A 24,507-nucleotide genomic window follows, 5' to 3' on the forward strand; every position below is an offset into this window, starting at 1 on the left:
CGCTTCTTCGCATGTGACGGTCGCGCCCGGGTGGGTCAGGGCGCGGGCGGCAGGGGCACTGCAGGCAGGTCGGCTCGGGCAGCGGCCTGGGGACGGAGGCGTCCGCCGGTGGCCGCGAACCAGCAGCCCGCGATGATCAGCGGGAATCCGATGAGCAGCCCGGGCGTCAGCGGCTCGGCGAGCACGATCGCACCGAGGATGATCGCCACGACCGGGTTCACGTAGGTGAACAACGGCGCGCGGACGGGGCCGACCTCGCGGATGAGAGCGAAGAATGCCAGGAAGGCGACGGCGGTGCAGATGATGGCCAGCGCGAGGAGCGCGAAGATCGAGGGAAGCGTCGGCATCTGGTGCTGCGTGAGCAGACCGATGGGCAGGTAGATCACGCCGATCATGAGCAGCGACAGCGTGATGGTGCCGAGCGAGGGGACGTCGTTCAGCTTTCGGGCGACGATGAAGGGGGCGATCGCATAGAGGATGGCGACCAGCAGCACCTCGCCGGCCGCGAGCAGACTGACCTCGCCTCCGAACAGTCCGGGCCCGGCGACGACGATCGCGACGCCGATGAACCCCACGAGAAGACCGATCCCCCGCGCCGGGCGCAGGACTCCCCGGTCTCCCCCGCCCAGTGCGATGAGCGCCGCGAACAGCGGCACGGTCGCGACGAGCAGACCCGTCATGCCCGAGGGCAGGGTCATCTCGGCGTGGCCGAGCAGCACGAACGGACCCGCCATCTCGACGAGGCCGAACGCGAGCACCCAGGGCCAGTGCTTCCACGCCGCTCTCAGCGCACCGCCGCGAAGCGCGAACGGGAGGAGGAGCAGCGCCGCGATGAGGGTGCGCCCGGCGACGATCGCGGGGGGCGACAGGGACTCGACCGCGATGCTGATGAACAGGTACGGCACGCCCCACAGCAGCGCCATGGCCCCGAAGAGCAGCCACCCGCGTCGCGAGAAGCCGCCCTGTGCGTTCACAGCACGCGCCGACCCTCGAATGCGCGCCCGAGGGTGACCTCGTCGGCGTACTCGAGGTCGCCACCGACCGGAAGGCCGGAGGCGAGGCGGGACACGGTGATCTGCATCGTGGTGAGCAGGCGGCTGAGGTAGCTCGCAGTCGCCTCGCCCTCGAGGTTGGGGTTCGTCGCGAGGATGACCTCCTGCACCGTGGCGTCGCCGAGACGCGACATCAGCTGGGCGATGCGCAGGTCGTCGGGGCCGATGCCGGCGATCGGGCTGATCGCGCCCCCGAGCACGTGGTACAGGCCACGGAACTCGCGGGTACGTTCGATCGCGGCGACGTCCTTCGCGTCTTCGACCACGCAGATGACGGCCGGATTGCGTCGGGGGTCGCGGCAGATCGCACAGCGTTCCTGCTCTGCCACGTTGCCGCAGATCTCGCAGAAGCGCACCCGCAGCCGCACTTCCACGAGCAGCTCGGAGAGACGCGCGACGTCGAATGTCGGCGTCTGCAGGATGTGGAAAGCGATGCGCTGCGCGGACTTGGGGCCGATTCCGGGGAGTCGACCGAACTCGTCGATCAGCTCCTGGACGATGCCGTCATACATCAGGAGAACCTCGTCGGGGGCTCGTAGGGCTCTTCGCGAACGAACGTCGCGCCGAGCACCTGGCGGATCACGGCCTCGCCGTAGCGCTGGACTCCCCCGGCGGGGGCGCGCTCGGTGATCGCCGGGGCTGCGGCGGCCGAAGCCACTCTGCGCGCAGGGGATGCCTGTGCGGTCGTCGACCGCGCGGAGGGAGCGGTCGACGGCGAGCCTCCGGCGGGCGGCGCCGCCTGCGACATCGGCGCCGGCTCGTACGACGGGTCGTAGGGCGGCTCGTCGTCGAAGTACGGCGGCTCATCGTCGATGGGCGGAGGTGCGTCGTCTCGGATCTCCGGTGAGACGTCACTCGTCGCGCGGCTCGGAGGCGCCGCCGTCTGAGGCGCCGCCGTCTGAGGCGCCGCTGCGGCAGAGGTGGCAGCAGGCACAGACGCCGCCGGCGGAGCGGTCACCGGAGCGGGCTCAGCGAGCTCGGATGCCGGGATCGACGCCACCGCCCACTCGGTGACGGGGCCCGAGGAACTCCCTGTCTGAGGAGCCGACGACCGAGCGGCCACGGTCTCCGTCTTCGGCGACTCACCACGCGGCTTCTCGGCGTGCGGGGTCTGCGATCGCGGTGACTGAGCTCGCGGTGAGTCCGCTGACGCAGGCTCCGATGCGGGCGCGTCGTCGGTCGGGCGTCCCGATGAAGGCGTCGCGGGCTGGCGAGGCGCTCCCCCCGCTGGCATCGGAGCAGGGAGGTACTTGACGCGCACGCCGAGCTCCTGCTCGATGGCGCCGCGCAGATGGTCGGAGGGACCCGAACCCGGCGTCGTGCCCTTGAACTTGGCGACATCGTGCTGGCTGGTGAAGCCCAGAGTCAGCACCTCGGTCTCCGTGACGTATGCGAGCGGCTGGACGGCGGTGGCCAGCAGCCACGACGTGCGGCTGACGCTCTCGAGCCGCTTGAGGACGGCCGGCCAGGCGGCGGTGATCTGCTCGAAGGCGACCGGCCCGGAGGGCGCTGCGACATCGGCGGCCGGTGCGGCGTCGACAGCCGGTGCAGCGCTCGACGTCGCATCGGCAGGGGTCGCTTCGGCCGTGTCGGGCTCCCCGGTCTCCCCGCCGGCTGGCTCGGTCGTGGTCGCCGGTCGATCGGCCGCAGCCTGGGAAGCAGCGGCGGGAGCGGCGGGAGCAGCAGCTGCGGGAGCAGCCGACGAAGCAACGGGAGCGGCGGGAGCAGCCTGCGCAGGCGCGGACGCCCGCGGCGGGGCGGAGGTGGCAGCGGCCGGTGCGGACGGGACGGCGGCGACGGCATCCGCTCCCGCAGCGAGCACGCGAGCGACCATCAGCTCGAGGTGCAGTCGGGGCGAGGTGGCGCCCGACATGTCGTCGAGGGCGGCGCTGACGATGTCGGCCGTGCGCGAGAGTCGGGCCGACCCGAAGGAATCGGCCTGCGTGCGCATGCGCGCGAGCTCGTCGTCGGCGATTCCACGGAGCACCGACGACGCTCCCGCGCCCACAGCCGCGATCACGATGAGGTCGCGCAGACGCTCGAGCAGATCGTCGACGAAGCGACGCGGGTCCTGGCCGGTCTGCACCACACGGTCGATCGCCGGGAACGCCGCTGCGGCGTCGGCGCCGGCGAGCGCATCGACGATCTCGTCGAGAAGCGCGGCGTGCGTGTAGCCGAGGAGCGCCACGGCGCGCTCGTAGGCGACGGTCACGGTCTCGGAACCTGCGGGCGAGTCGGAACCAGCGATCAGCTGGTCGAGAAGAGACAGGGTGTCTCGCGGCGAGCCTCCCCCGGCGCGGACCACCAGAGGAAGGACACCGCGCTCGGCGACCACGCCCTCTTCGCCGCACAGCTTCTCGACGTACTCGAGCATCGCGGCCGGGGGCACCAGTCGGAACGGGTAGTGATGCGTGCGCGAGCGGATCGTGCCGAGCACCTTCTCGGGCTCGGTCGTCGCGAAGATGAACTTGACGTGCTCGGGCGGCTCTTCGACGAGCTTGAGGAGCGCATTGAACCCCTGCGGCGTCACCATGTGCGCCTCGTCGAGGATGAAGATCTTGTAGCGATCGCGGCTGGGGGCGAACGTCGCCCGCTCGCGCAGATCGCGTGCGTCGTCGACGCCGTTGTGGCTGGCCGCGTCGATCTCGACGACGTCGAGCGAGCCACCGCCCGCCCGCGACAGCTCGACGCAGCTCGGGCACTTTCCGCAGGGCACGTCGGTCGGGCCCTCCGCGCAGTTCAGGCAGCGGGCGAGGATGCGCGCAGACGTCGTCTTTCCGCATCCACGGGGTCCGGAGAAGAGGTAGGCGTGGCCGACACGGTCGCCGCGGAGCGCAGTCATCAGCGGTTCGGTCACCTGGGACTGCCCGATCATCTCGCCGAACGACTCGGGGCGGTAGCGGCGGTAGAGGGCTGTGGTCACCAGAACAGCCTACGGCGTGCCACGGACGTTCAGGCAGACGAGCGCCGACGATCGCGCGCGGGATCCCCGACGCGCCGCTGAGACGGCCGAGGTTCGGCGAAGGCTCACGACGACGCGGCCTCGAAGACGCCGCCGACCACCTCGACGACCCCGCCCGTCGCGTCGACCAGCTCGCCGACCGCGCTCACCAGATGCACGACGCCACCCACCACTTCGATCACCTCGACCACGGCTCCCGCGACCTCCATCGCGCCCTCGATCCCCTCGGCGACCCGCAGGGCCTGCGACTCGGTGTGCAGCGCAGCCGTCCATGACCGTTCCAGACCGAAGAGCACCGCATAGGGCAGCAGTCGCTCGTTCAGCAGGAACCTCTGCAGTCGTTCCGCCGACGCCGCCGACGAGACGTCCGCCCGCAGATCCGCCCCGTCCGTCGACTGCGAGAACCGCAGCGGCTCCGCCTCGGCGAGGGCAATGTACTCGCGCATCCCGGCGAGGTGCGCGCGCAGCGGCTGCGCCGCAGGGCGGAACCGGCGCCACGCCCGCGGAGCGACCACGATCGCCGCGACCGCCGCGACCAGGCCGACGACCAGCACGGCGTAGAGAGCCGCACCCTGCTCGCTCACCGACCAGGCGGCTATGAGCAGCAGAAGGCAGATGCCCCCCACCAGCACCGCGGCGACGCGGATCAGGAACGTGGCCCACCCGCGTCGACTCCGGTCGATGAGCCCCGCGGCCGCGAGCCGCTTCTCCGCCTCGTCGAGGACACCGCGCACCCGGCGGTGCAGAGCCCGGGCATCCGCACTGAACCGTCGCACCCGCCCCGGGGTGTGATCCGGCCCGAACAGCGCCTCGAGCACGCTGAGCTCCTCGGACGTGAACGTCGCACCGTCGACGACCTCCATGCCGACGGGTGCACGCCGGTGCGACCTGCCGGTGGTCGCCGCGTCGGCGTCGACCAGCAGCCGCACCTTGCGCTGCACGGCCAGATCGATCAGCGCGGCGGCTACGGCCTTCCGATCCGCGTTCAGCAGCAGCGCGTCGTGCAGCACGGTCGCACCCTCGGCCGGGCTGAACCGCGCACCGGGGGACGCGACGCGCTGCACCGAGCGCGCCCGCTCGACCACCGCGAGCACGAGCAGCAGCAGCGCGGGCGCGAGTCCGAACAGCGCTGCGGTGGTCAGCACCTCAGTCGATCGGCTCGATGATGGGGATGGCGGTCGTGATCACCGGGACGGATGCGGACAGCCGCGTGCCGTCCTCGCGCAGCGCGTCGGCGAACTGCCGCAGCGACGGGCGACCGGGGATGAGCGGTCCCTGATCCGCGAGTGGGACGACGACCTCCTGCTCGGTCGTGGCGATGTATGCCACATCGCGCACCGTGAATGGCACCGGGTCTCCGGAGAGCACTCGCACGCGCAGCTCACCCGTCGTGAGCGTGACCTGCAGAGAGGCCCCCTGCCACTGCAGCGGGTACGACAGCGACGGCCAGTCGGCGGGCAGCCGCGGGTCGAAGCTGAGCTCGCCGGCATAGTCGCGCATACCGCCGAAACCGCAGACGAGAGCGGTCCACACGCCTCCGGCCGACGCGACGTGCACACCGTCCGCCGCGTTGTGGTGCAGGTCGTGCAGGTCGACGAACAGCGACTGCCGGAAGTACTGCAGAGCGAGATCCTGGTAGCCCACCTCGGCGGCGAGGATCGACTGCACGACGGCCGACAGCGTCGAATCGCCCGTGGTCAGCGGGTCGTAGTAGTCGAAGTCGGCCTTCTTCTCCTCCGGCGTGAAGTGGTTGCCCTGCAGGAACAGCGCGAGCACGACATCCGCCTGCTTGAGCACCTGGAACCGGTAGATGACGAGCGGGTGGAAGTGCAGCAGCAGCGGTCGCTGCTCCTTCGGCGTGTGCGCCAGATCCCAGACCTCGCGCTCGAGGAACAGCGAGTCCTGCGGGTGGATGCCGAGCCGTTCGCTGAACGGGATGAACATCGCGTCGGCGGCGCGCTCCCAGCCTTCCGCCTCGCCCTCGGCGAGTCCGGTGCGCTCGACGACCCTGGCGAACTCCTCGCCGTTGGCCTCCTGCGCCTCACGAACGACCTTCGCCGCGTAGCGCAGGTTGTAGCGCGCCATGACGTTCGTGTAGAGGTTGTCGTTGACGACGGTGGTGTACTCGTCAGGACCTGTCACACCGTGGATGTGGAAGGTCTCGATGCCGTCGTCGTCCTTCGTGTCGGCGACGAGGCGCGAGGTGCGCCAGAACCCGAGTGTCGCCCACAGTCGCGCCGTCTCGATCGCGATGTCGATGCCCTCACGCCGCAGGAAGTCGTCGTCGCCCGTCGCGCGCACGTACTTGCCGAGCGCGAAGCTGACGTCGGCGTTGATGTGGTACTGCGCCGTGCCGGCCGCGTAATAGGCGGAGGCCTCTTCGCCGTTGATCGTGCGCCACGGGAACAGCGCGCCCGCCTCGTTGAGCTGCGCGGCCCGTCGGCGAGCCGCCGGAAGCATGAGCACTCGCGCCCGGAGCGCGTTGCGCGCCCACTGCGGCGACGTGTAGGTGAGGAACGGGAGCACGTAGATCTCGGTGTCCCAGAAGTAGTGTCCGCTGTATCCCGAACCCGAGACGCCCTTCGCGGGCACGCCGGTTCCGTCGGCGCGGGCCGAGGCCTGTGCGAGCTGCAGGAGGCACCAGCGGGTCGCCTGCTGGATGTCGTCCTGTCCGCCGATCTGCACGTCGCTGCGAGCCCAGAAGGCAGCGAGCCACTCGGCCTGTCGATCGAACTGCGCCTGGACGCCCTCGACCGCGACGCGGTCGAGGGATCGACGGCAGCGGTCGACGAGCTCACGGGCCGGCACACCGCGGGAGGTGTGGTAGCTGACGAGCTTGGTGACCGTGATGGGCACGCCGGCCTTCGCCTGCACCCGGAACACGTTCTTCGAGATGTCCGCCTCGATGAGAGTGCGCGAGGTGTAGTCGTTCTCGGTCTCGATGATGTGGTCGGCGACCACTGCGACCGTCATGCCTGATGCCGCGACGCTGTAGGACAGCGCGGAGCGCAGTCCGTCCTGCCAGTACTCGCCGGGCTCGAGCACGCGCTCGGCGATCTTCTCGGCCTTGCGCGGATCGAATCCGCCCTTGGCCTGGTTCGGGGTGCCCGCGTACACGCCGGCACCGTCCTGGCGGTTGATCATCTGGCAGCTGACGGTGACCGGGGCGTCGGCGTTCTCGACGACGACCTCGAGTCGCAGCACGGCGAGGTGGCGCTCCTCGAAGCTGACGATGCGCTCATCGCGCATCCGCACGCGCTTGCCCGACGGGGTCTCCCACACCACGGTGCGCTCGAGCACGCCGGTGCGCATGTCGAGCGTGCGGCGGTACTCGCGCACGTCCGCCTCGTCGAACGAGATCGGCTCGTCATCGACATAGACGCGCATGACCTTGGCATCGGGGGCGTTGACGATCGTCTGACCCACCTCGGCGAAGCCGTAGGCCTGCTCGGCGTGCCGGATCGGCCACGTCTCGTGCAGTCCGTTGATGAAGGTGCCGTGCTCGTGGGCGCCGCGCCCCTCGATGTGGTTGCCCCGGAGTCCGAGGTAGCCGTTGCCGACGGCGAACAGGGTCTCGGCGACCCCGTCTTCGGAGTAACGCGTCTCGATGAGGCGCCAGGGGTCTACGGGGAAGCGGTCGCGGTCGATCATGCGGTCTCCTCGTTGTCGGAGCGGGGTGCCTGAGCGGCGGAGTCGGACGGCGCGGACTCGTCGGCCGCGGGGTCGAGGAACACGTCGAGATCGTCGACGACGACCGTCGCGCCGGCGGCGCGCAGCGCGTCGGCCCCGGTGCCGCGGTCGACGCCGACGACGGTGGCGAATCCGGCTGCGGCGGCAGAGGCCGCGCCCGAGGTCGCGTCCTCGACGGCGATGCTGCGGGCCGGGTCGACGCCCAGCGCCACGGCGCCGGCGCTGAACATGTCGGCGGCGGGCTTGGAGGCGAGGTTCTCGCGCTCTGCGACGACACCGTCGACCACGATGCGGAAGAACGAGCGGATGCCGGCGGCAGCCAGCACCTCTTCGGCGTTCTTGGAGCTCGAGACGACACCGAGCGGGATGCCGGCGGCGGAGAGCTTCTCGACGAGTGCGAGCGATCCGGGGAACGGGGCGATGCCCTCGCCACGCAGGGACTCGGCGAACGCGGCGTTCTTGCGGTTGCCGATGCCGCAGATCGTCTCGGCCTCGGGCGGGTCGTCGACCGCACCCCAGGGGATCTCGACGTTGCGGCTGCGCAGCAGACTGGCCACGCCGTCATAGCGCTTCTTGCCGTCGACGTAGTCGAAGTAGTCGGCATCCGAATACGGAGGAGTGATGCCCCAGCGCTCGAACACGTCGTCGAAGACGACCTTCCACGCGCGCATGTGCACTTCGGCGGTCGGCGTCAGCACGCCGTCGAGATCGAACAGGACGCCTTCGGCGCGGAGCGGATCGGGCAGGGCTTCGGGCACAGCAGCCTCCAGGAGAAGGACGAGGGTTCCGGCACCTCTCCGTGCCACTGTGCAAGCGTAGTGCGGCTCGGCACCGAGCGGTAACCCCCGAGGGCGTATCGGTCAGAGCAGACGGAACGTCTGCCGGGCGATCTCGAGCTCTTCGTTCGTGGGCACCACGAGCACAGCGACTCTGGACGCGTCCGTCGAGATCCGCCGGACTCCGCGCTGGCGTGCGGCATTGCGCCCGTGATCGATCTCCACGCCGGCGAATCCGAGCGTCGCCATCGCTTCCGCGCGCACGGCCGCTGCGTTCTCGCCGACCCCCGCGGTGAAGGAGATCACGTCGACTCCGCCGAGCTGCGCGATGTACGACCCCGCATACGCCCTGAGCCGGTGGATGTAGACGTCGAACGCGAGCGTCGCCGCCGCATCTCCCGCTTCCCTGCCCGCGAGGATGTCGCGCATGTCGCTGCGCCCTGCGAGGCCTTTGAGCCCACTGCGCGTGTTGAGGAGCGCATCGAGATCGTCGATCGAGTACCCGGCTCGACGCGAGAGGTGCACGAGGGCCGCAGGATCGAGATCGCCGGACCGGGTCCCCATGACGAGCCCCTCGAGCGGAGTGAGCCCCATCGAGGTCTCCACCGATCGGCCACCCTCGATCGCGGTCACCGAGGCGCCGTTGCCGAGATGGAAGACGAGCTGGCGGAGTGTGCCGAGGTCGCGCCCGAGGAACGCGGCGGCCGACTCGCTCACGAACTGGTGGCTGGTGCCGTGGAATCCGTATCGGCGCACCCGGTGCTCCGCGGCGAGCTCTGCGTCGATCGCATAGGTGTAGGCGGCCGGAGGCAGTGTCTGATGGAACGCCGTGTCGAACACGGCGACGTGCGGGACGCCGGAGAACACCGCCCTCGCCGCGACGATCCCGGCGAGGTTCGCGGGGTTGTGCAGCGGGGCGAGCACCGAGAGCTCCTCGATCTGCTCCTCGACGTTCGGTGTGACGAGGGTGGGTGCGTAGAACCGTGCCCCGCCGTGCACCACCCGGTGTCCGACTGCGACGGGCGGATGCTCGTCGAGCAGCGGACCGTGCTCGGCGAACTGGTCGAGCATCACCGTGAACGCGGCATCGTGATCGGCTACGGGCTGCTCGGAGTCGTACGAGGCATCGAGCATCGTGACGACGGCATCCCCTCCGGCATCCGGACGCACCGTGTGGCGGACGGCACTGAGGTCCTGTCCGATCCGGTCGATGAGTCCCGTCGCGAGCTCGTTCTCGTTCTCGATGTCGATCAGGCTGTACTTGAGCGACGAGGAACCGCTGTTGATGACGAGGATCGCGCTCATGCGGTCGCTCCTTCGGACTGCGCCTGGATCGCCGTGATCGCGACGGTGTTGACGATGTCGTCGACCAGGGCACCGCGCGAGAGGTCGTTGATCGGCTTGTTGAGACCCTGCAGCACGGGGCCGATCGCGACGGCACCCGCCGATCGCTGCACCGCCTTGTACGTGTTGTTACCGGTGTTCAGGTCGGGGAAGACGAAGACGGTCGCCCGCCCTGCCACCGCCGAGTCGGGGAGCTTCGCCTTCGCCACCGCTGCGTCGGCCGCGGCGTCGTACTGGATCGGGCCTTCGACGAGCAGCTCGGGTGCACGCTCGTGCACGAGTGCGGTCGCGGCTCTGACCTTGTCGACGTCGGCACCCGAGCCGGACTCCCCCGTCGAGTACGACAGCATCGCGATGCGCGGCTCGATGCCGAACTGCTGTGCGGTCGCTGCCGACGAGATCGCGATGTCGGCCAGCTGCTCGCTCGTCGGATCCGGGATCACCGCGCAGTCGCCGTAGACGAGCACCCGGTCGGCGAGCGCCATGAGGAAGACGCTCGACACGACGGTGACGCCCGGCTTGGTCTTGATGATCTCGAACGACGGGCGGATCGTGTGCGCCGTCGTGTGCGCGGCACCCGAGACCATGCCGTCCGCGAGGCCCAGGTGGACCATCATCGTGCCGAAGTACGACACGTCGGTGACCGTGTCGGCGGCCTGGGCCAACGTGATGCCCTTGTGCGCCCGCAGCCGCGCGTACTCGGCCGCGAAGCGCTCGACCATCTCGGGATCGTTCGGGCTGATCACCTGGGCCGCCGAGATGTCGACGCCCAGCTCGACCGCCCGAGCCCTGACCGCCGACTCGTCGCCGAGGATCGTGAGATCCGCGACCTCCCGGGCCAACAGGGTCGCCGCCGCTCGGAGGATGCGGTCGTCATCGCCCTCCGGCAGCACGATGCGTCGACGGTCGGAGCGTGCTCGCTCGATGAGGCCGTACTCGAACATCAGCGGAGTCACGACGCGCGACTCCGCGAGACCCAGCTGAGTGGTGAGCTCGGCGATGTCGACGTGGGTCTGGAAGAGCCCCAGCGCCCGGTCGTAGCGGCCCCGCGACTCGGGCGAGATGCGGCCACGGGCCCCCATCACGCGCACCGCGGTGTCGTAGGTGCCGAGGTCGGTCGCGATGATCGGCACGGTCGAGGTGAAGCCGTCGAGCAGCTGGACGATCGGCTCGGGAAGCGGGAAGGGGCCGTTCAGGATGATGCCGGCGACTCGGGGGAACGTGCCGGACGCATCCGCGAGCAGCGTCGCGAGCAGCACCTCGGTGCGGTCGGCGGGGATCACCACGACCGACTCCTCCGTGAGCCGGGGAAGCACGTTCACCATCGACATGCCCGCGACGACGATCGTCAGCGCCTCGCGTGCGAGACGGTCGCGGTCACCCTTGATGAGCCGGCCGTCGACCGCGGCGAGGATGCCGTCGATCGACGGTGCCACCAGGGTGCGGTCCTCGGGGATCGCCCACACCGGCGTGGTCTTCTGCGGGCGCACCGCCGCGACGGCCTGTTCGATGTCGTCGAGCCGATCGGGGTCGGCCCGGTTCACGATGATCGCGAACAGCTCCGCACGCTCGACCTCGAGTTCGGCGAGCGCGAGCGCCCCGATCTGTCCGACCGCGGCGGGAGTGCGGGCGGTGGTCGTGCCCAGCTGCTCGGCCTGCCGCTGCTGATCGCGACCGCTGAGCACGAGCAGCACGGGCGCCGCCAGGTTCGCGGCGATCCGGGCGTTGTACCCCAGCTCTGCGGGGCTGGCGACATCGGTGTAGTCGCTGCCGATGATGACGACCGCGTCGCACTGGGCTTCGACCGCCTTGAACCGGGCGACGATGGTCGACAGCGCCCGGTCGGGGTCGTCTCGCACATCGTCGTAGGTCACGCCGATGCAGTCCTCGTAGTCGAGGTGCACCCCGTCGTGGGCGAGCAGCAGCTCGAGCACGTCGTCGCGCTCGGTCACCGACCGGGCGATCGGGCGGAAGACGCCGACCCGCGGAGTGACGCGCATGAGCGCGTCGAGCACGCCGAGGGCGATGGTCGACTTACCGGTATGGCCTTCGGCCGAGGTGATGTAGATGCTCTGCGCCACAGTCCCACCCTAGGTGCACGACCTCATGATCTCGCTGGGTTGACAGCCGTGCGAAACAGCTCAGCAGGGCGTCGAGAGCGCATCGACCACGGCTGCGGCGTCCGAGGCGTAGCGCGTGTAATAGGTGGGGTCGAGGTTGATCTGCACCCGGTGGATCGCGAGCGACGGATCCATCGACTGCCAGTCGGGGACCCTCGCGAGGCGCTCGTAGAACAGCGTCGCGGCGGTCGCCGGGTCCATGCGCTGCTCGGCCGAACCCCACCAGTGCTGCTGTTGGAAGAGTCCGATGCTCGTCGTCCGGCTGCCGTCGGGGTTCGTGAACCCGCTCGTCTCCCAGTCGCCGTAGTCGATGTTGTTCAGGCTGCTCTCGCCCATCGCCGTCATGACGCCCAGGATCTGCCCGTCTCGACCGAAGCCGAGCGCGGTCGCCGTCTGCATGATGGTCGCGGCGTTCTCGAGCTGCTCCCCCTGCCAGCCCGCGACACCCGCCTCCGGGAACGTGGTCGGATCGGAGATGCAGATCGCCAGCGGCTTCTCGTGGGCGAGTCCCAGCGGGATCAGCACCGCGGCGAGCGCGACCACGATCACCGCCGCCGCAGAGAGTGCGACGCGTCGCAGCACCTTCGCCCGCCGCATCCGCCGCTGCGCTCGACGTCGCGGCGACGCGCGGTGCGTGCGTGCGCGCTGCCGACTCGCCCTCTTGCCGTCAGTCGCCTTGCGGGCGCCTGCCTTCCTGCGAGCCGCCGTCTTCCTCGTCGACGGCGTCTTCCTCGTGGTCGCGCCCCGAGAGCTCATACGCTGCGGGTCTCGCGTCCGCCTCTGCCGACGAACGCGGCGAGGCCGCCCCCGATCGCACCGAACAGATGCGCCTGCCACGAGATGCCCTCGCGAACGCCGACGACGCCGGCGAGCATCGAGCCGCCGTAGAGTCCGATCACGATGAGCGCGACGATCGCATAGAGCACGCGATGAGCGACTCGTCCCGGCGCGAAGACCCGCATCACGGTGTATCCGAAGTATCCGAAGACGAGTCCTGATGCCCCGACGGTCAATGCTCCTGGCGCGTTCACGAGCCATGTGCCGAGGCCGCCGACCACGGCGGCGAATGCGGTGACGGTCCAGAACCTGCGGGCGCCTTCGACAGCGACGAGGCTGCCGAGCACGAGAAGCGGCACGGTGTTGCCGATCAGGTGCGCCCAATCCGCGTGCAGGAGAGGCCCGACCACGATGCCACCGAGACCCGAGAGGTCCCAGGACCGAAGACCGAAGCCCGTGAAGGACCCGGGGAGGATCGCGTCGACGAGCTGCACGAGCCACATCAGGGCGACGAGCAGCAGAGGCGCCGCGAAACGGCCGAGAGCGCTGGAGCGCGGGGAGTCGGCGGTGCGGGTCACGTCGGGCCTTGTCACGTCACGATCCTGTCAGGACTGCCCCGGAGGACCCTGACAAAAAGAAAGTGACCCTCCGCGCACCCAGCAGAGCCCGGTTACCCTTGCTGCGTTTCCGCCCTGGGGGAATTGGCCTGGATGCCGCCACGCGGAGAGCCGTCGACAAGTCTAGCCGATGTCTGCCCCTGCTCTTTGACAGACTGGGCAGGTCATGGATCCCGTCGCCGCCCCTCCCCTGTCGACGTGGCATTTTTTGGGCACGCTGCGCACCTACCAGGCCGAGGTCCTCGACCGGATCCCTCCGGGAGGAGCAGCCCCGCTGCACATCGTCGCTCCGCCAGGCTCCGGGAAGACGCTGCTGGGCCTGCTGCTCGCCGCACGCGAAGGCCACCGCACTCTCGTGCTGTCGCCGACGGTGACCATCCGCCATCAGTGGGTGCGCACCGCGTCGGAGCTGGCGCCGGACGCGGCGGCCGTCTCGGATGATCCCGAGCGTCTCGGCGACCTGACGGTGCTCACCTATCAGCTGCTCAGCGTGACGGGAGACGGCTCACCCTTCGACGACCTCGCCAGGGCGATCTGGACGGAGGAACTCGTCGCGAGCGGCCGCAGCGAGGCGGATGCCGCGACGTGGCTCGCCGAGCTGGCAGTCGACAACCCCGCCCGCCACCGCTCCGGCATCCGCAGTCGTGCGCGCCGACTGCGTTCGCGTTTCACCCGCCAGCGCCCTTCGGAGCTCGCTCGCGTGCTGCACCCGAACGCCGTCGCGCTCCTCGACCGACTCGTCGAGGCGGGGGTGCGCACGGTCGTGCTCGACGAGTGCCATCATCTGCTCGACCACTGGGCGATCGTGGTGGCCTATCTGGTCGCCCGCATCCGAGAGAGCGGCGCGGAGCCGACGCTGATCGGCCTCACCGCGACCCTGCCGTCGCCCGACGACGAGACCGAGTACGAGAACTACAGCCACCTGCTCGGCGAGGTCGACTACGAGGTGCCGACACCGGCGGTGGTCAAGGAGGGCCACCTGGCTCCGTATCGCGATCACGTGATGTTCACCGAGCCCCTGCCCGAAGAGGCCGCGTTCATCCGACGGCACGAATCGCTGCTGCACGACCTGATCACGCAGGTGCTGTCGACCCCCGACGCGCTGTCGTACCTTGAGCATCACCTCCAACCCGCAGAGCCGCAGGACGCCTCTCTCGCCGAGACTCCGCTCGCCCGCCTCGACCGGGCCTTCGCGACGGACTTCGCCCTCACCCGGTCATGCGCTCTCGTGCTGCGCGAGGTCTCTCCGCAGCATCCGCTCATCGCCTCCATCCCGCCGGCCCTGCTCGACCGATGCACGACCGACGACCTGCTGACGGTCCTGTCACGGTTCGCCCAGGCACGGCTGCTCTCGGATCCCTCTGCCGTGCGCCAGTGGGAGTACGTGCGGCGCTCGCTCGCGGACTTCGGGTACGCGCTGACCGACCGGGGTATCCGACGCGGCCGCAACCCGATCGAGACCACTCTGGCGTTCTCCGCCGCCAAGGACCACGCGGCCGTCGAGATCCTCCAGCGAGAACTCGCCGGCGCCGACGGCGATAGGATCCGCGCGGTCGTCGTGACCGATTTCGTCGAGCACGGCAACAGCCGCGGTCTGGCCGGTGACGCACCCGCCGGGGCGCTCCGCACGTTCGGCCTCCTCGCCGTCGACGCTGTCACCTCCCGACTGCGCCCCGTGCTGCTCACCTCGCAGCACCTGCGTGTCCGCGCCGACGACGCCGCCGACACCGCGGTCGCGCTCGGCGAACTGCTCGGCGAGCCGGTCGGCATCGCGGAGGGCATCGGTCCCGTGCGCGACCTGCAGGTGCGCGCCGCCGGAAGCGGACGAGTCGTCGCGGCCGTGTCCGAGCTGATCCGCCGAGGCGATGTGCGCCTGCTCGTCGGCACCCGGGGGCTGCTCGGCGAAGGCTGGGACTGCCCGTCGGTGAACACCCTCGTCGACCTCACGACCGTGGCCACCTCATCGGGCACCCAGCAGCTGCGGGGGCGCACCCTGAGGCTCGATCCGGCATGGCCCGAGAAGGTCGCGCACAACTGGTCGGTCGTCTGCCTGATCCCGTCGCACGTCGACCTCGACGATGCGTCCGAGTCCCTGCGACTCCGTCGTCGGCATTCGCATCTGTGGGGCCTGAGCGCCGAGGGCGACGGCCGCATCGTCAGCGGACTGGGTCATGCGCTCACCCCACCCGCCGTCGAGGCGTGGACTCGTGTGCTCGACAAGGACCCGTCGACGACGATCGCGGATCTCGGCGCCCTCGTGCGCGCGCAGTGGCCCTCTCGGAGTCGGACGAGGGAGGAGTGGCGGATCGGCGAGCCGTACCGTGCCCACGAACGGGAGACGGTGTCGATCCGTCGGACGACCCGCGCCCCACTGCTTCGCGCCGCGCAGACGGCGAGGGCGGGAGCGGTCGGCGGCTTCCTCGCCGGCGCCGCGACGACAGGCGTGCTCGTCACCGTGCTCGCGCTCTTCGGGGTCTCCTTCGCCCCTGCCTTCGGGGTCGCGCTCGCGCTGATCGGGGGCGCTGTCGCTGCGACGGCATCCGCTGTGCGCATGCTCGTCCGCTCTCTGCGCGATCGCTCGAGGCCGGCCGATATCTACCGAGCCGCGGCGGTCGCCGTCGCCCGCACGCTGGAGGAGGCAGGACGCGTCGGGCGGATCGACGAGTCAGCGATCACTGCGCGTCCGGACGACGCCGACCCCACCTGCATCCGCATCGAGCTCGGCGGCTCCGTCTCGGACGCACGCGTGATCGCCGATGCCGTCGAGGAGCTCTTCGCACCGGTGCGCACACCCCGGTTCCTGCTGCGCATCGACGCGGCCGGGCTGCCGCGGGTCCGGGTGCTCGAACGCCTCGCCGACCGCCTCTCCCCCGGACGCACGCTTCTCGCAGTGCCTCGCCTGATCGCCCGGCGGCGCGGAGACGCCGAGCGCTTCTGCGACCATTGGCGGGCCCTGATCGGCACGTGCTCACTGCACGAGCTGAGCGGGGTGCAGGGACTCGCCCTGCTGCGTGTCGCGCGCAGCGCCGACAGCCGGGTGGACCCCGCAGAACCCCGGGCTCGTGTCTGGGGCTGATGCCCGACGCCGGTTCTCACCCCAACCGTAGGCAGCCGGGTTACGATCGGTTCACGCGCACCGCAGCGCCCACGCGAGAGGGAACGCATGCCAGAGAACCCGCCCCTGATCCCGGCCGTTGTCGACGCCGAGCAGTTCGCCGCGCAGACGTCTGCCATCGTCGAGTCCGTCGGACGGGTGATCGACGGCAAGCCGGATGCCGTGCGGAGCGCGCTCGTGTGCCTGCTCGCCGAGGGACACCTGCTGATCGAGGACGTGCCAGGCGTCGGCAAGACGATGCTGGCACGCGCGCTGGCCGCGAGCGTGGATGCGACCGTCCGCCGCATCCAGTTCACTCCCGACCTCCTCCCCGGCGATGTGACGGGCGTGAGCGTCTACAACCCCGTCGATCGCGAGTTCGAGTTCAAACGCGGCGCGGTTTTCGCGCACATCGTGATCGCCGACGAGATCAACCGCTCGTCACCCAAGACGCAGTCGGCGCTGCTCGAGGCCATGGAGGAGGGGCAGGTGACGGTCGACGGGTCGACCCACATGCTGCCCGATCCGTTCCTGGTCGTCGCGACCCAGAATCCGCTCGAGATGGAGGGGACCTATGCGCTGCCCGAAGCACAGCGCGACCGCTTCATGATGCGCATCTCGATGGGCTACCCGGATGCGGCGGCCGAGGCGCTCATGCTGCGACAGCGAGACACCGTGAACCCGCTCGCCGCGGTGCGAGCGGTCGCCGACGCGGCGTCGGTCTCGGGACTGATCGCCTGGGCGCGCTCCGTGCATGTCGCGCCGGCGCTCGAGGAGTACACGGTCGCTCTGGCGCAGGCCACCCGAGCCGACCCGAACCTGCACCTGGGTGCGAGCCCGAGGGCGACTCTTCAGCTGATCCGCGCCGCGAAGGTGTGGGCGGCGCTCGACGGACGCGACTTCGTGATCCCGGACGACGTGACCGCGCTGATCGTCCCGGTCTTCGCCCACCGACTCCTTCCCGCCCGCGGCGCGCACCGCGCCGGAGCCCAGCCGGTCGAGGCGGCTCTGCGGCAGATCGTCGAGCGCGTGCGGGTGCCCGTGACCGCGCGCTCCTGACCCGCCGCTCGCCATGCCTCGCCGTCGAACCCTCACCCTGCGGGGAACGGGTGCGCTCCTCTCCGGTCTCGGCTGCCTGATCGCGGCGAACATGCTGGGCGCGCCGATCCTCCTCTACATCGGCATCCTCCTTCTCGTGCTCACCGTCTTCTCGGTTCTCGTCGTGCGACTGCCGCGGCGCACGGGCACCGTCACGCGGCAGGTCTCGACCGACCTGCTGACCGTGTCGGAGACCTCGCGAGTGACCCTGCGCTTCACCCTGCGGGCCCTGCGCGTTCCCCGCGGCCTCTGGCGCGACGTGCTACCGCCCGCGGTGAGCGGCGACTCGGCGGGCGAGTACCCGTCCGAGACCGGCCAGCTGACCTATCTGATCACCGGCGTCCGTCGCGGCGTGTGGCCGATCGGCCCACTGGTGGTGCGCACCGTCGACCCGTTCGGTCTCGCGCAGCGCGAGCAGGCGTTCGGCGAGACGCGCACGGTCACCGTCGTCCCTGAGGTGTTCACGCTCGCGCCGCTGACCGTCAAGGTCGGGGCCGCCGGCGGGACCGCGCACACGTCCTCGAGCCGGCTCGGGCAGGGCAGCGACAATCTCTCGCCGCGCCGCTACATCCCGGGCGACTCGATGCGCCGCATCCATTGGCGGGCGACCGCGCATCGCGGACAGCTGATGGTGCGGCAGGAAGAGGAGGAGTCCAGCCCCGACGCTCTCGTGATCCTCGACCGCAGCGCCGCACGCTGGGCGCGCCCGGGTGATGCCGAGGACCCCGCTTTCGAGACCGCGGTGTCGATGTGCGCCTCCGTCGCCGTGCACCTCGTGCAGGAGGGATACGGCGTCGATGTGATCGACAGCGGCGGGACTCTGCTGGGCACGCTGCGCGGCCACGAAGACGATCGGGACGGCCTTCTCGTCGCCCTCGCGCTGGTCGGCCCGCGCGGCGAGCCCCGCGACCTCCCGACTCTGGTCGGTGGCACACCTCCGGGTCCGCTCGTCTACATCACAGGCGAGATCGACGACGAGGATGCCGCCCTGCTGCGCCCGTCCGGAGCGGCAGCGCCGATGCTGTTCGCGACCGCACCGGGCACCGGCGTCGTCGCGGCGGCCGAGCGGAACGGCTGGCGCTTCGCGAGACTCGGCGACGACATCGCAGAGGCGTGGGAGGACGTGCTGCCCGACCGCATCGGCGGCACCGCGGACCACCGGGGAGCGACCGATGTCCCGAGCTGAACGACAGGCCGAACGCGGATCCCGCCTGGCGTGGCACCGCGAGCATGAGCTGCCCGTCGGCACCGTCCTGCCGTCGGTGCTGGCTGCGGCGGCGGGGCTCGTCGCGATGTGGCCGTTCACCTCGGTCATCGAACCCGGCAGCTGGTCGTTCGCGGTCCTCGCCGTGGTCGTCGTCACGGCGCTCACGGGCATGACGTGTCGCACGCTGATGCGCGGCCGTCCGGCCTGGGCACGCGACCTCGTGACGATCGCCGTCCAGATCCTGGTGGTGATGGGCACCGTCATCCTGCTCGTCGCGGGCGACACCGCGGTGTTCGGCGTCGTGCCCACCGAAGCGACGTTCTACACCTTCCAGGCTCTCGCCGCCGCTGCCTGGGAGGAGATCGCGTTCGGTTCGGCCCCGCTCGCCGCATCACCGGGGCTCCAGGCGGTGATGGGCCTGGGGTTCGGCGTCGTCGCCATCCTGCTCGACCAGCTCGTCGCCCAGCGCGGCGCGATCCTCGCCAGCCTCCTCACCGCCGTCGTCGGATCCCTGCCGATGATCGCCACTCTCGGGGGTGTGAACGTCGTCTGGTTCGTGCTGCTCGGCATCCTGATCCTCGTGCTGCTGCGGTACACGGCGGCGCAGAATCCCGATTCGCCGCGGCGGACATCCGTGGCGGTCGCCGCCGGCGTCGGCGTCGCTGCGCTCGCGGCGACGGTGATCGTCGCACCGGTGCTGCCGGTCTCGGCCACTCTCACGGGTACAGGTACGGGGGTCACCGTCGATGCGTCGCTGCGCCTCGGCGATGACCTGCGACAGCCGAACCCTGTCGAGGTGCTCACGTTGGCGACGACGGCGGACACCGCGCCCTACCTGCGACTCACGACGCTGTCGTCGTTCGACGGGCGCGTGTGGGAGCCCGATCGCGGTGACCTGCAGGCGCAGAGCGAGGGATTCGGCCCCGACGAGTGGGCGGACGACATCGAGACGACCGACCAGAACACCTCCATCCGCGTGATCCGGATGTCGAGTTCATGGCTCCCCGTGCCGTACCCCGCGACCGGCGTGCAGGGACTTTCCGCCGCCTGGCGGGTGAGCCCCGAGAACCGCACTCTCGCGTCTCGCAACGGGGATGCCGTCGGCAACGACTACACGGTGCGGTCGCTCGAGGTCTCACCGACTCTCGAGCAGATCCGCGCGCTTCCCGCCGCTTCGCCGATCGTCGACCCCGACGCCGAGCCGGTCGACCTGCCGGACGTGATCGGCGAGACGGCGGCCGAGGTCACGGCGGACGCCACGAACGACTACGACCGCTTGGTCGCGCTCCAGTCGTGGTTCCGGAGCCAGTTCGCCTACTCTCTCGAGACCCCGGTCGACGAGGGCTTCGACGGCACCGGAGCCGATGCGGTCGCCGAGTTCCTCGAGGTGCGGTCGGGATACTGCATCCACTTCGCCGGGGCGTTCGCACTCATGGCGGAGAGCCTCGACATGGAGGTGCGCATCGTCGTCGGGTACCTCCCCGGGGCGCTGACCGAGACGACGCGCGGCGATGAGGCGGTGTACTCGGTCTCGAGCGACCAGCTGCACTCATGGCCCGAGGTCCTCTTCCCCGGCGTCGGCTGGGTCCCGTTCGAACCGACGGCGTCTCTCGGGGTTCCGACGGCCTTCAGCGCCGCGGCGACGACGGGCGGGGGCACGGGCGGCGCCGCGACGCCCGCTCCGACGGCGGCTCCCAGCACCGAGCAGACCTCGGGACCGGAGCTCGAGCGTGAGGATGCCGGCGACAACGCGGGCGCGACCGGGGAGCGTCGTCAGCTCGACCCCACTCCCGTCGTACTGACGACGCTCGGTGTGCTGGTGGTGCTGCTGATTCCCGCATTCGCCCGTCTCGCGCTGCGGTTCGCGCGACGCGGGCGCGCGCGGGACGGTGACGCCGGAGCCGCGTGGGCCGAGCTGCGGGCGACCATGCAGGATCTGCGCGTACCCCTGTCGGACGCCGAGACCCCTCGCATGCGCGGCGATGACCTCGTGAGAGACAGCGGCGTGAATGCCGACGCCATCAGAGTGCTCGTCGCCGCAGTCGAGCAGGCGAGCTATGCGCGCCCCTCGGCGAGCGCGGCCCGAGATCTCGACGCCGCTCTGATCGATGTGACGGCTCAACTGCGCCGCAGCGTCGATCGCTGGACGAGGGTCCACGCGTTCCTGCTGCCGCGATCGCTCTTCGTCAGCCGCCGCACCGACGTGCCGCTGCTCGTCTGAGTCGTCGTACCGCGACTGCCGAAGGTGGTGGCGAGGGGATCAGGCGGCGTGCAGCTCGCAGCGCACCGAGTCGCAGGATTCGCAGACGACGAACTGGGTGCGGCAGGCGGGGTCCGGGCAGTTCGCGGTGCGCTTGGTGGGCACACCGCAGCCGACGCACTCGCCGATGACGGCCGCGTGGTCGGAGAAGTCGACGGAGCCGCGCTTGTCGAACACGTAGAGCGACCCCTCCCAGAGGCCGTCGTCACCGTACTGCTCGCCATAGCGGACGATGCCGCCCTCGAGTTGGTACACCTCGCCGAAGCCGCGGGCTGTCATCAGGCTCGAGAGCACCTCGCAGCGGATGCCGCCCGTGCAGTAGGTGACGACCGGCTTGCCTTTGAGGTCGTCGTAGGCACCCGAGTCGAGCAGCTGCACGAAGTCGCGAGTCGTCTCGGTGTCGGGAACGACCGCTCCCCGGAAGCGGCCGATCTGCGCTTCGAGCGCGTTGCGTCCGTCGAAGAACACGACCTCGTCGCCTCGCTCCCCCATCAGCTCGTGCAGCTCTTCCGGTGTGAGCCGAGTGCCGCCGCCGATGACCCCGTTCTCATCGACCCGCAGTTCGCCCGGTGCTCCGAACGACACGATCTCGTCGCGCACCTTGACGCTGAGCTTCGGAAAGTCGACGCTACGACCATCGGCGTCGACGCCGGTGCCTTCGCTCCACTTGATGTCGGCGTTCTTGAACGGCGCATAAGACCGGAATGACCGCGCCCATTTCTTCAGCGACAGAAGGTCACCGCCCAACGTGCCGTTGACTCCGTCCTTCGAGATGAGGAGCCGTCCGCGCAGCCCGAGCGCTTCGCCGAGGTCGCGCTGCCACACTCGGATCGCATCCGGATCGGCGAGCGGGGTGAAGACGTAGAAGAGGACGATCTTGGGGGTTGCCACCCAGAGATCCTACGTCGCACGAGCGGGAGCCCGACGCCGCAGCGGCACCCGAGTGCCGAGAAGCCGCCCGACGTGACGATGCACCGCGGGCACGAGTCCGACGTGCTCTCCGGCGTCCGCGCGCGTGAGCAGCTTCGTCATCACGTACAGCTGAGAGACGATGCCGCTCTCGGTCTCGAGGTCCCGACGGAATCGCCGCGCGATCTGATCTGCCACGTGCGGAACGGCCAGGGAGTGTCCGAGCAGGAACGCCGGGTCATAGCCGCGAGGCGCCAGACCCCAGGACTCCCAGTCGGCGATCGCGAACGGCTCCCGGTGAAGGTTGTTCCAGTGCAGGTCGCCGTGGCTCGCCACCCAGTCGTCCTGGTCGACGTCGAGGTCGATGCCGAAGAACACGCCGATCCTGCGGCGCATGATCTCGGAATCGAGCACGGTGCGCTCCGTCGGCGTCGCCGCGACGGCGTCGAGGTTGCGTTCGAGCGCGGTCCACCACGTCTCGTCCAGCCCGGGCGTCCGCTCGAGCACGGATGTCGGAGCGCACACCCGACCGGGAAGCAGGCTCATGAGGTCGGCCCGATACACCAGCGGTCCTTCCTCCCACGCCCGCGCGTCGATCAGTCGGGGCTTCTCGACCCCGGTGATGGTCATCGCGTCCTGGTTGCCGACCCACCACGAGCTCCTCGCCCACTCGCTTCGAGCCCAGACGACTCGCAACCAGTATGAGGAGCCGGCCCGTTCGACGGCTGAGCCGATCGACCGGTCGCGCCATCCGAAGCGTGAACGGCCGATCGCATCGAGGCCGAGGTCTGCGAGAGCGCGGGAGTGTGCCAGGCGCAACGCGGTGCGCACAGGAGTGCTGGCCACGGTGGGCAGAGGGTCTGTCGCCATGAACGTCCTTCCGAGACGAGTTCGCCGATCGGTGTCGGCTGCGCGGCCGGGCTCACACACCCGGTCCGTGCGCTCTTATATGACTGCATAGTGTCTACGTTCGAGGCTAGAGAGCATCGCTTCGCGGGCGCAAGGCTCGGACACATCGCATACCGGTGGAGCAGCATCCCGCCGGATGATGCTCCTCACACGAGCTGGTCATGGGCTGCCCACCCGATCGGATAGACTGTTCAGGTTGTTCCTTGGTGACGTGTCCGAGCGGCCGAAGGAGCACGCTTGGAAAGCGTGTGTTGTGCAAGCAACCGCGGGTTCGAATCCCGCCGTCACCGCCAAAAAGCATGAAGGGTCTCCGCGCCAGCGGGGGCCCTTCATGTTTTTTATCGAGCACCGCGGGATTCGGGGAGGAGCGAGCGCAGCGAGCACCGGAATCCCGCCGCCCGGCCGAGAACTCAGTCGAACGTCACGCCGAAGCTCTGTCCGCCCGGCTCCGCAGGGAGCGGTGTCATGCCCAGCCGTGTGTAGAAGGCGGCGGCGCCCGTGTTGTTCGGGTCCATGCCCAGATGCAGCCCCCGCACTCCGCGACGGCGCAGTTCGCTGAAGAGCGTCTCGATCAGCTGGCGCCCGAGCCCTTGACCCTGGGTCTCGGGCAGGAGGTCGATGTGCAGGTGCGCGGGGTACTCCTCCGCGTTCGCGTCCCGGCCCGGGGCCTGCGCATAGCCGTATTCGATCATGCGATCCTCACGGGTGCTCGGCTCGTCGACCCTCGGGTACCGCTCCTGTCGCCTAGGCCACCACTCGTCGCGGAACCAGGTCGCGAAGGCATCCGTGTCGTCCGTCGCTACGATGTAGCCGATCACGCGCTCGTCGTCGGTCTCGACGACCCAGGCGAGGTCGGGGTGGCGTTCGACGTACGGCACGGCGAAGAGGTCACCCCAGAGCGAGTCGTCCGAGAAGATCCCGGTCGCGTCGGCTCCGGCATCCGCAGTCCTGACGCAGACGTCGTAGAGGGCGGCGCGGTCGGACGGACGATACGGACGGATGCGCGACAATGCTGCTCCTCGATGCGATGTGGACGGTGTCAGCCTACCGGCGCGACTGCGGGGTCGTCCCGCTGCGACGTCGACTGCACCCACGGCAGCAGCCAGGCCCCCAGCACGAGAACGACGCCGGCGCCGACCAGCGCACCGCCCAGCGTGTCGGTGGCCCAGTGCACCGACAGGAGAGTACGCGAGAGCGCCATCGCGACCACCCAGAGGATGCCGAGGATCGCGGTCCACACGCGAGGGAAGACCAGCCACAGGACCATCGCGATCGTCGCCGCGTTGGCGGCGTGCCCCGAGGGGAACGATCCGTAGTCGCTCACGACGATCATGTCCTCCGGGCGCGCTCGTCCGAACAGGTGCTTCAGCAGCTGCACGGCGCCGGCGCTCGCGAGGAACGCCACAGCGGCGAACACGGCGGCCTGCCATCGCCGAGCCACGAGAAGAGCGGTGATCAGCAGCAGCGGAACGAGCAGGATCGCTATCCACCCGCCGCCGATGCTGTTCAGCACCAACGCGAACGACAGCATCGCGTCGGTGCGGTACGTGCTGATCGTCTCGTTCCACCAGGTGTCGAAGCCGGGAGGCTCGGTGTACCCGAACACGATCGCCGCTCCGAGGAGCGTCGCCGCGACGAGCATCCCTATTCCCCACCACAGCAGCGTTCGTGATCTCATCGGACCATTCTGCC

18 protein-coding genes, 1 tRNA gene and 1 other RNA gene are annotated in these 24,507 nt (G+C 70.1%); 5 read left to right on the top strand and 15 right to left on the bottom strand.

Translation table 11 applies throughout. From position 1 onward, the window contains the following. Nucleotides 1-35 precede the first annotated feature (35 nt). The 11 genes from SOM10_RS12310 to ffs form a co-directional block, all read right to left on the bottom strand. Entirely contained in the window at nucleotides 36-974 is a 939-nt protein-coding gene (locus SOM10_RS12310; RefSeq protein ID WP_320490239.1) for a DMT family transporter, read from the bottom strand. Continuing rightward, entirely contained in the window at nucleotides 971-1,564 is a 594-nt protein-coding gene (recR, locus tag SOM10_RS12315) for a recombination mediator RecR (protein ID WP_053097391.1), read from the bottom strand. The genes SOM10_RS12310 and recR overlap by 4 nt, the downstream gene beginning before the upstream one ends. Next, complete coding sequence (locus SOM10_RS12320; protein WP_320490241.1) at nucleotides 1,564-3,975, bottom strand: DNA polymerase III subunit gamma and tau; 2,412 nt, start codon at nucleotides 3,973-3,975, stop codon at nucleotides 1,564-1,566. Before SOM10_RS12320 ends, recR begins: the two co-directional genes overlap by 1 nt. A gap of 104 nt (nucleotides 3,976-4,079) precedes the next feature. Beyond that, entirely contained in the window at nucleotides 4,080-5,159 is a 1,080-nt protein-coding gene (locus SOM10_RS12325) for a DUF2207 family protein (protein ID WP_320490242.1), read from the bottom strand. 1 nt (nucleotide 5,160) lies between these two features. Continuing rightward, nucleotides 5,161-7,665 carry a glycoside hydrolase family 65 protein gene (locus SOM10_RS12330; RefSeq protein ID WP_056279834.1) on the bottom strand — a complete coding sequence of 835 codons (2,505 nt, stop codon included), beginning with the start codon at nucleotides 7,663-7,665 and terminating at the stop codon, nucleotides 5,161-5,163. After that, nucleotides 7,662-8,510 carry an HAD-IA family hydrolase gene (locus tag SOM10_RS12335; protein WP_400341846.1) on the bottom strand — a complete coding sequence of 283 codons (849 nt, stop codon included), beginning with the start codon at nucleotides 8,508-8,510 and terminating at the stop codon, nucleotides 7,662-7,664. Before SOM10_RS12335 ends, SOM10_RS12330 begins: the two co-directional genes overlap by 4 nt. A gap of 54 nt (nucleotides 8,511-8,564) precedes the next feature. After that, nucleotides 8,565-9,785 (bottom strand): acetate/propionate family kinase, encoded by a 1,221-nt coding sequence (locus SOM10_RS12340; protein WP_072591638.1) that lies wholly within the window; start codon nucleotides 9,783-9,785, stop codon nucleotides 8,565-8,567. After that, nucleotides 9,782-11,905, bottom strand: a complete 2,124-nt coding sequence (pta, locus tag SOM10_RS12345) for a phosphate acetyltransferase (protein ID WP_056279828.1) — start codon at nucleotides 11,903-11,905, stop codon at nucleotides 9,782-9,784. The genes SOM10_RS12340 and pta overlap by 4 nt, the downstream gene beginning before the upstream one ends. A gap of 60 nt (nucleotides 11,906-11,965) precedes the next feature. Continuing rightward, entirely contained in the window at nucleotides 11,966-12,700 is a 735-nt protein-coding gene (locus SOM10_RS12350) for a hypothetical protein (protein WP_320490248.1), read from the bottom strand. Then, nucleotides 12,697-13,314, bottom strand: a complete 618-nt coding sequence (locus tag SOM10_RS12355; RefSeq protein ID WP_232224462.1) for a rhomboid family intramembrane serine protease — start codon at nucleotides 13,312-13,314, stop codon at nucleotides 12,697-12,699. Before SOM10_RS12355 ends, SOM10_RS12350 begins: the two co-directional genes overlap by 4 nt. 43 nt (nucleotides 13,315-13,357) lie before the next feature. Continuing rightward, nucleotides 13,358-13,454: signal recognition particle sRNA small type (ffs, locus tag SOM10_RS12360), an RNA gene on the bottom strand. A gap of 50 nt (nucleotides 13,455-13,504) precedes the next feature. On the opposite strand from ffs, the gene SOM10_RS12365 reads away from it, so the two are divergent. From SOM10_RS12365 to SOM10_RS12380, 4 genes are all read left to right on the top strand, one after another. Further along, nucleotides 13,505-16,414, top strand: a complete 2,910-nt coding sequence (locus SOM10_RS12365) for a DEAD/DEAH box helicase family protein (RefSeq protein ID WP_320490250.1) — start codon at nucleotides 13,505-13,507, stop codon at nucleotides 16,412-16,414. 87 nt (nucleotides 16,415-16,501) lie between these two features. Then, complete coding sequence (locus tag SOM10_RS12370; RefSeq protein ID WP_320490252.1) at nucleotides 16,502-17,491, top strand: MoxR family ATPase; 990 nt, start codon at nucleotides 16,502-16,504, stop codon at nucleotides 17,489-17,491. Between the two features lie 13 nt (nucleotides 17,492-17,504). Further along, the gene (locus SOM10_RS12375; RefSeq protein WP_295103064.1) at nucleotides 17,505-18,716 is read left to right on the top strand and encodes a DUF58 domain-containing protein; all 1,212 of its coding nucleotides are present in this window, start codon (nucleotides 17,505-17,507) and stop codon (nucleotides 18,714-18,716) included. Next, nucleotides 18,703-20,958, top strand: coding sequence for a DUF3488 and transglutaminase-like domain-containing protein (locus SOM10_RS12380; protein WP_320490254.1), 2,256 nt, complete (start codon nucleotides 18,703-18,705; stop codon nucleotides 20,956-20,958). The genes SOM10_RS12375 and SOM10_RS12380 overlap by 14 nt, the downstream gene beginning before the upstream one ends. A gap of 39 nt (nucleotides 20,959-20,997) precedes the next feature. Here SOM10_RS12380 and SOM10_RS12385 read toward each other — a convergent pair whose 3' ends face one another. After that, complete coding sequence (locus SOM10_RS12385) at nucleotides 20,998-21,888, bottom strand: rhodanese-related sulfurtransferase (RefSeq protein WP_320490255.1); 891 nt, start codon at nucleotides 21,886-21,888, stop codon at nucleotides 20,998-21,000. 9 nt (nucleotides 21,889-21,897) lie between these two features. Beyond that, entirely contained in the window at nucleotides 21,898-22,776 is an 879-nt protein-coding gene (locus SOM10_RS12390) for an aminoglycoside phosphotransferase (protein ID WP_157538284.1), read from the bottom strand. A 244-nt stretch (nucleotides 22,777-23,020) separates the two neighbouring features. On the opposite strand from SOM10_RS12390, the gene SOM10_RS12395 reads away from it, so the two are divergent. Continuing rightward, nucleotides 23,021-23,108: transfer RNA gene (locus SOM10_RS12395), tRNA-Ser, on the top strand. A 117-nt stretch (nucleotides 23,109-23,225) separates the two neighbouring features. On the opposite strand, the gene SOM10_RS12400 is transcribed toward SOM10_RS12395, so the two are convergent. Together SOM10_RS12400 and SOM10_RS12405 are read right to left on the bottom strand one after the other, a co-directional pair. Further along, nucleotides 23,226-23,825: a GNAT family N-acetyltransferase gene (locus tag SOM10_RS12400; RefSeq protein WP_320490257.1), complete on the bottom strand. Its 600-nt coding sequence runs from the start codon at nucleotides 23,823-23,825 to the stop codon at nucleotides 23,226-23,228. 29 nt (nucleotides 23,826-23,854) lie between these two features. Then, nucleotides 23,855-24,493: a phosphatase PAP2 family protein gene (locus tag SOM10_RS12405; protein WP_072591647.1), complete on the bottom strand. Its 639-nt coding sequence runs from the start codon at nucleotides 24,491-24,493 to the stop codon at nucleotides 23,855-23,857. Nucleotides 24,494-24,507 lie beyond the last annotated feature (14 nt).

Source organism: Microbacterium sp. CFBP9023 (genome assembly GCF_034045055.1).
In the GTDB taxonomy this organism is placed as follows: domain Bacteria; phylum Actinomycetota; class Actinomycetes; order Actinomycetales; family Microbacteriaceae; genus Microbacterium.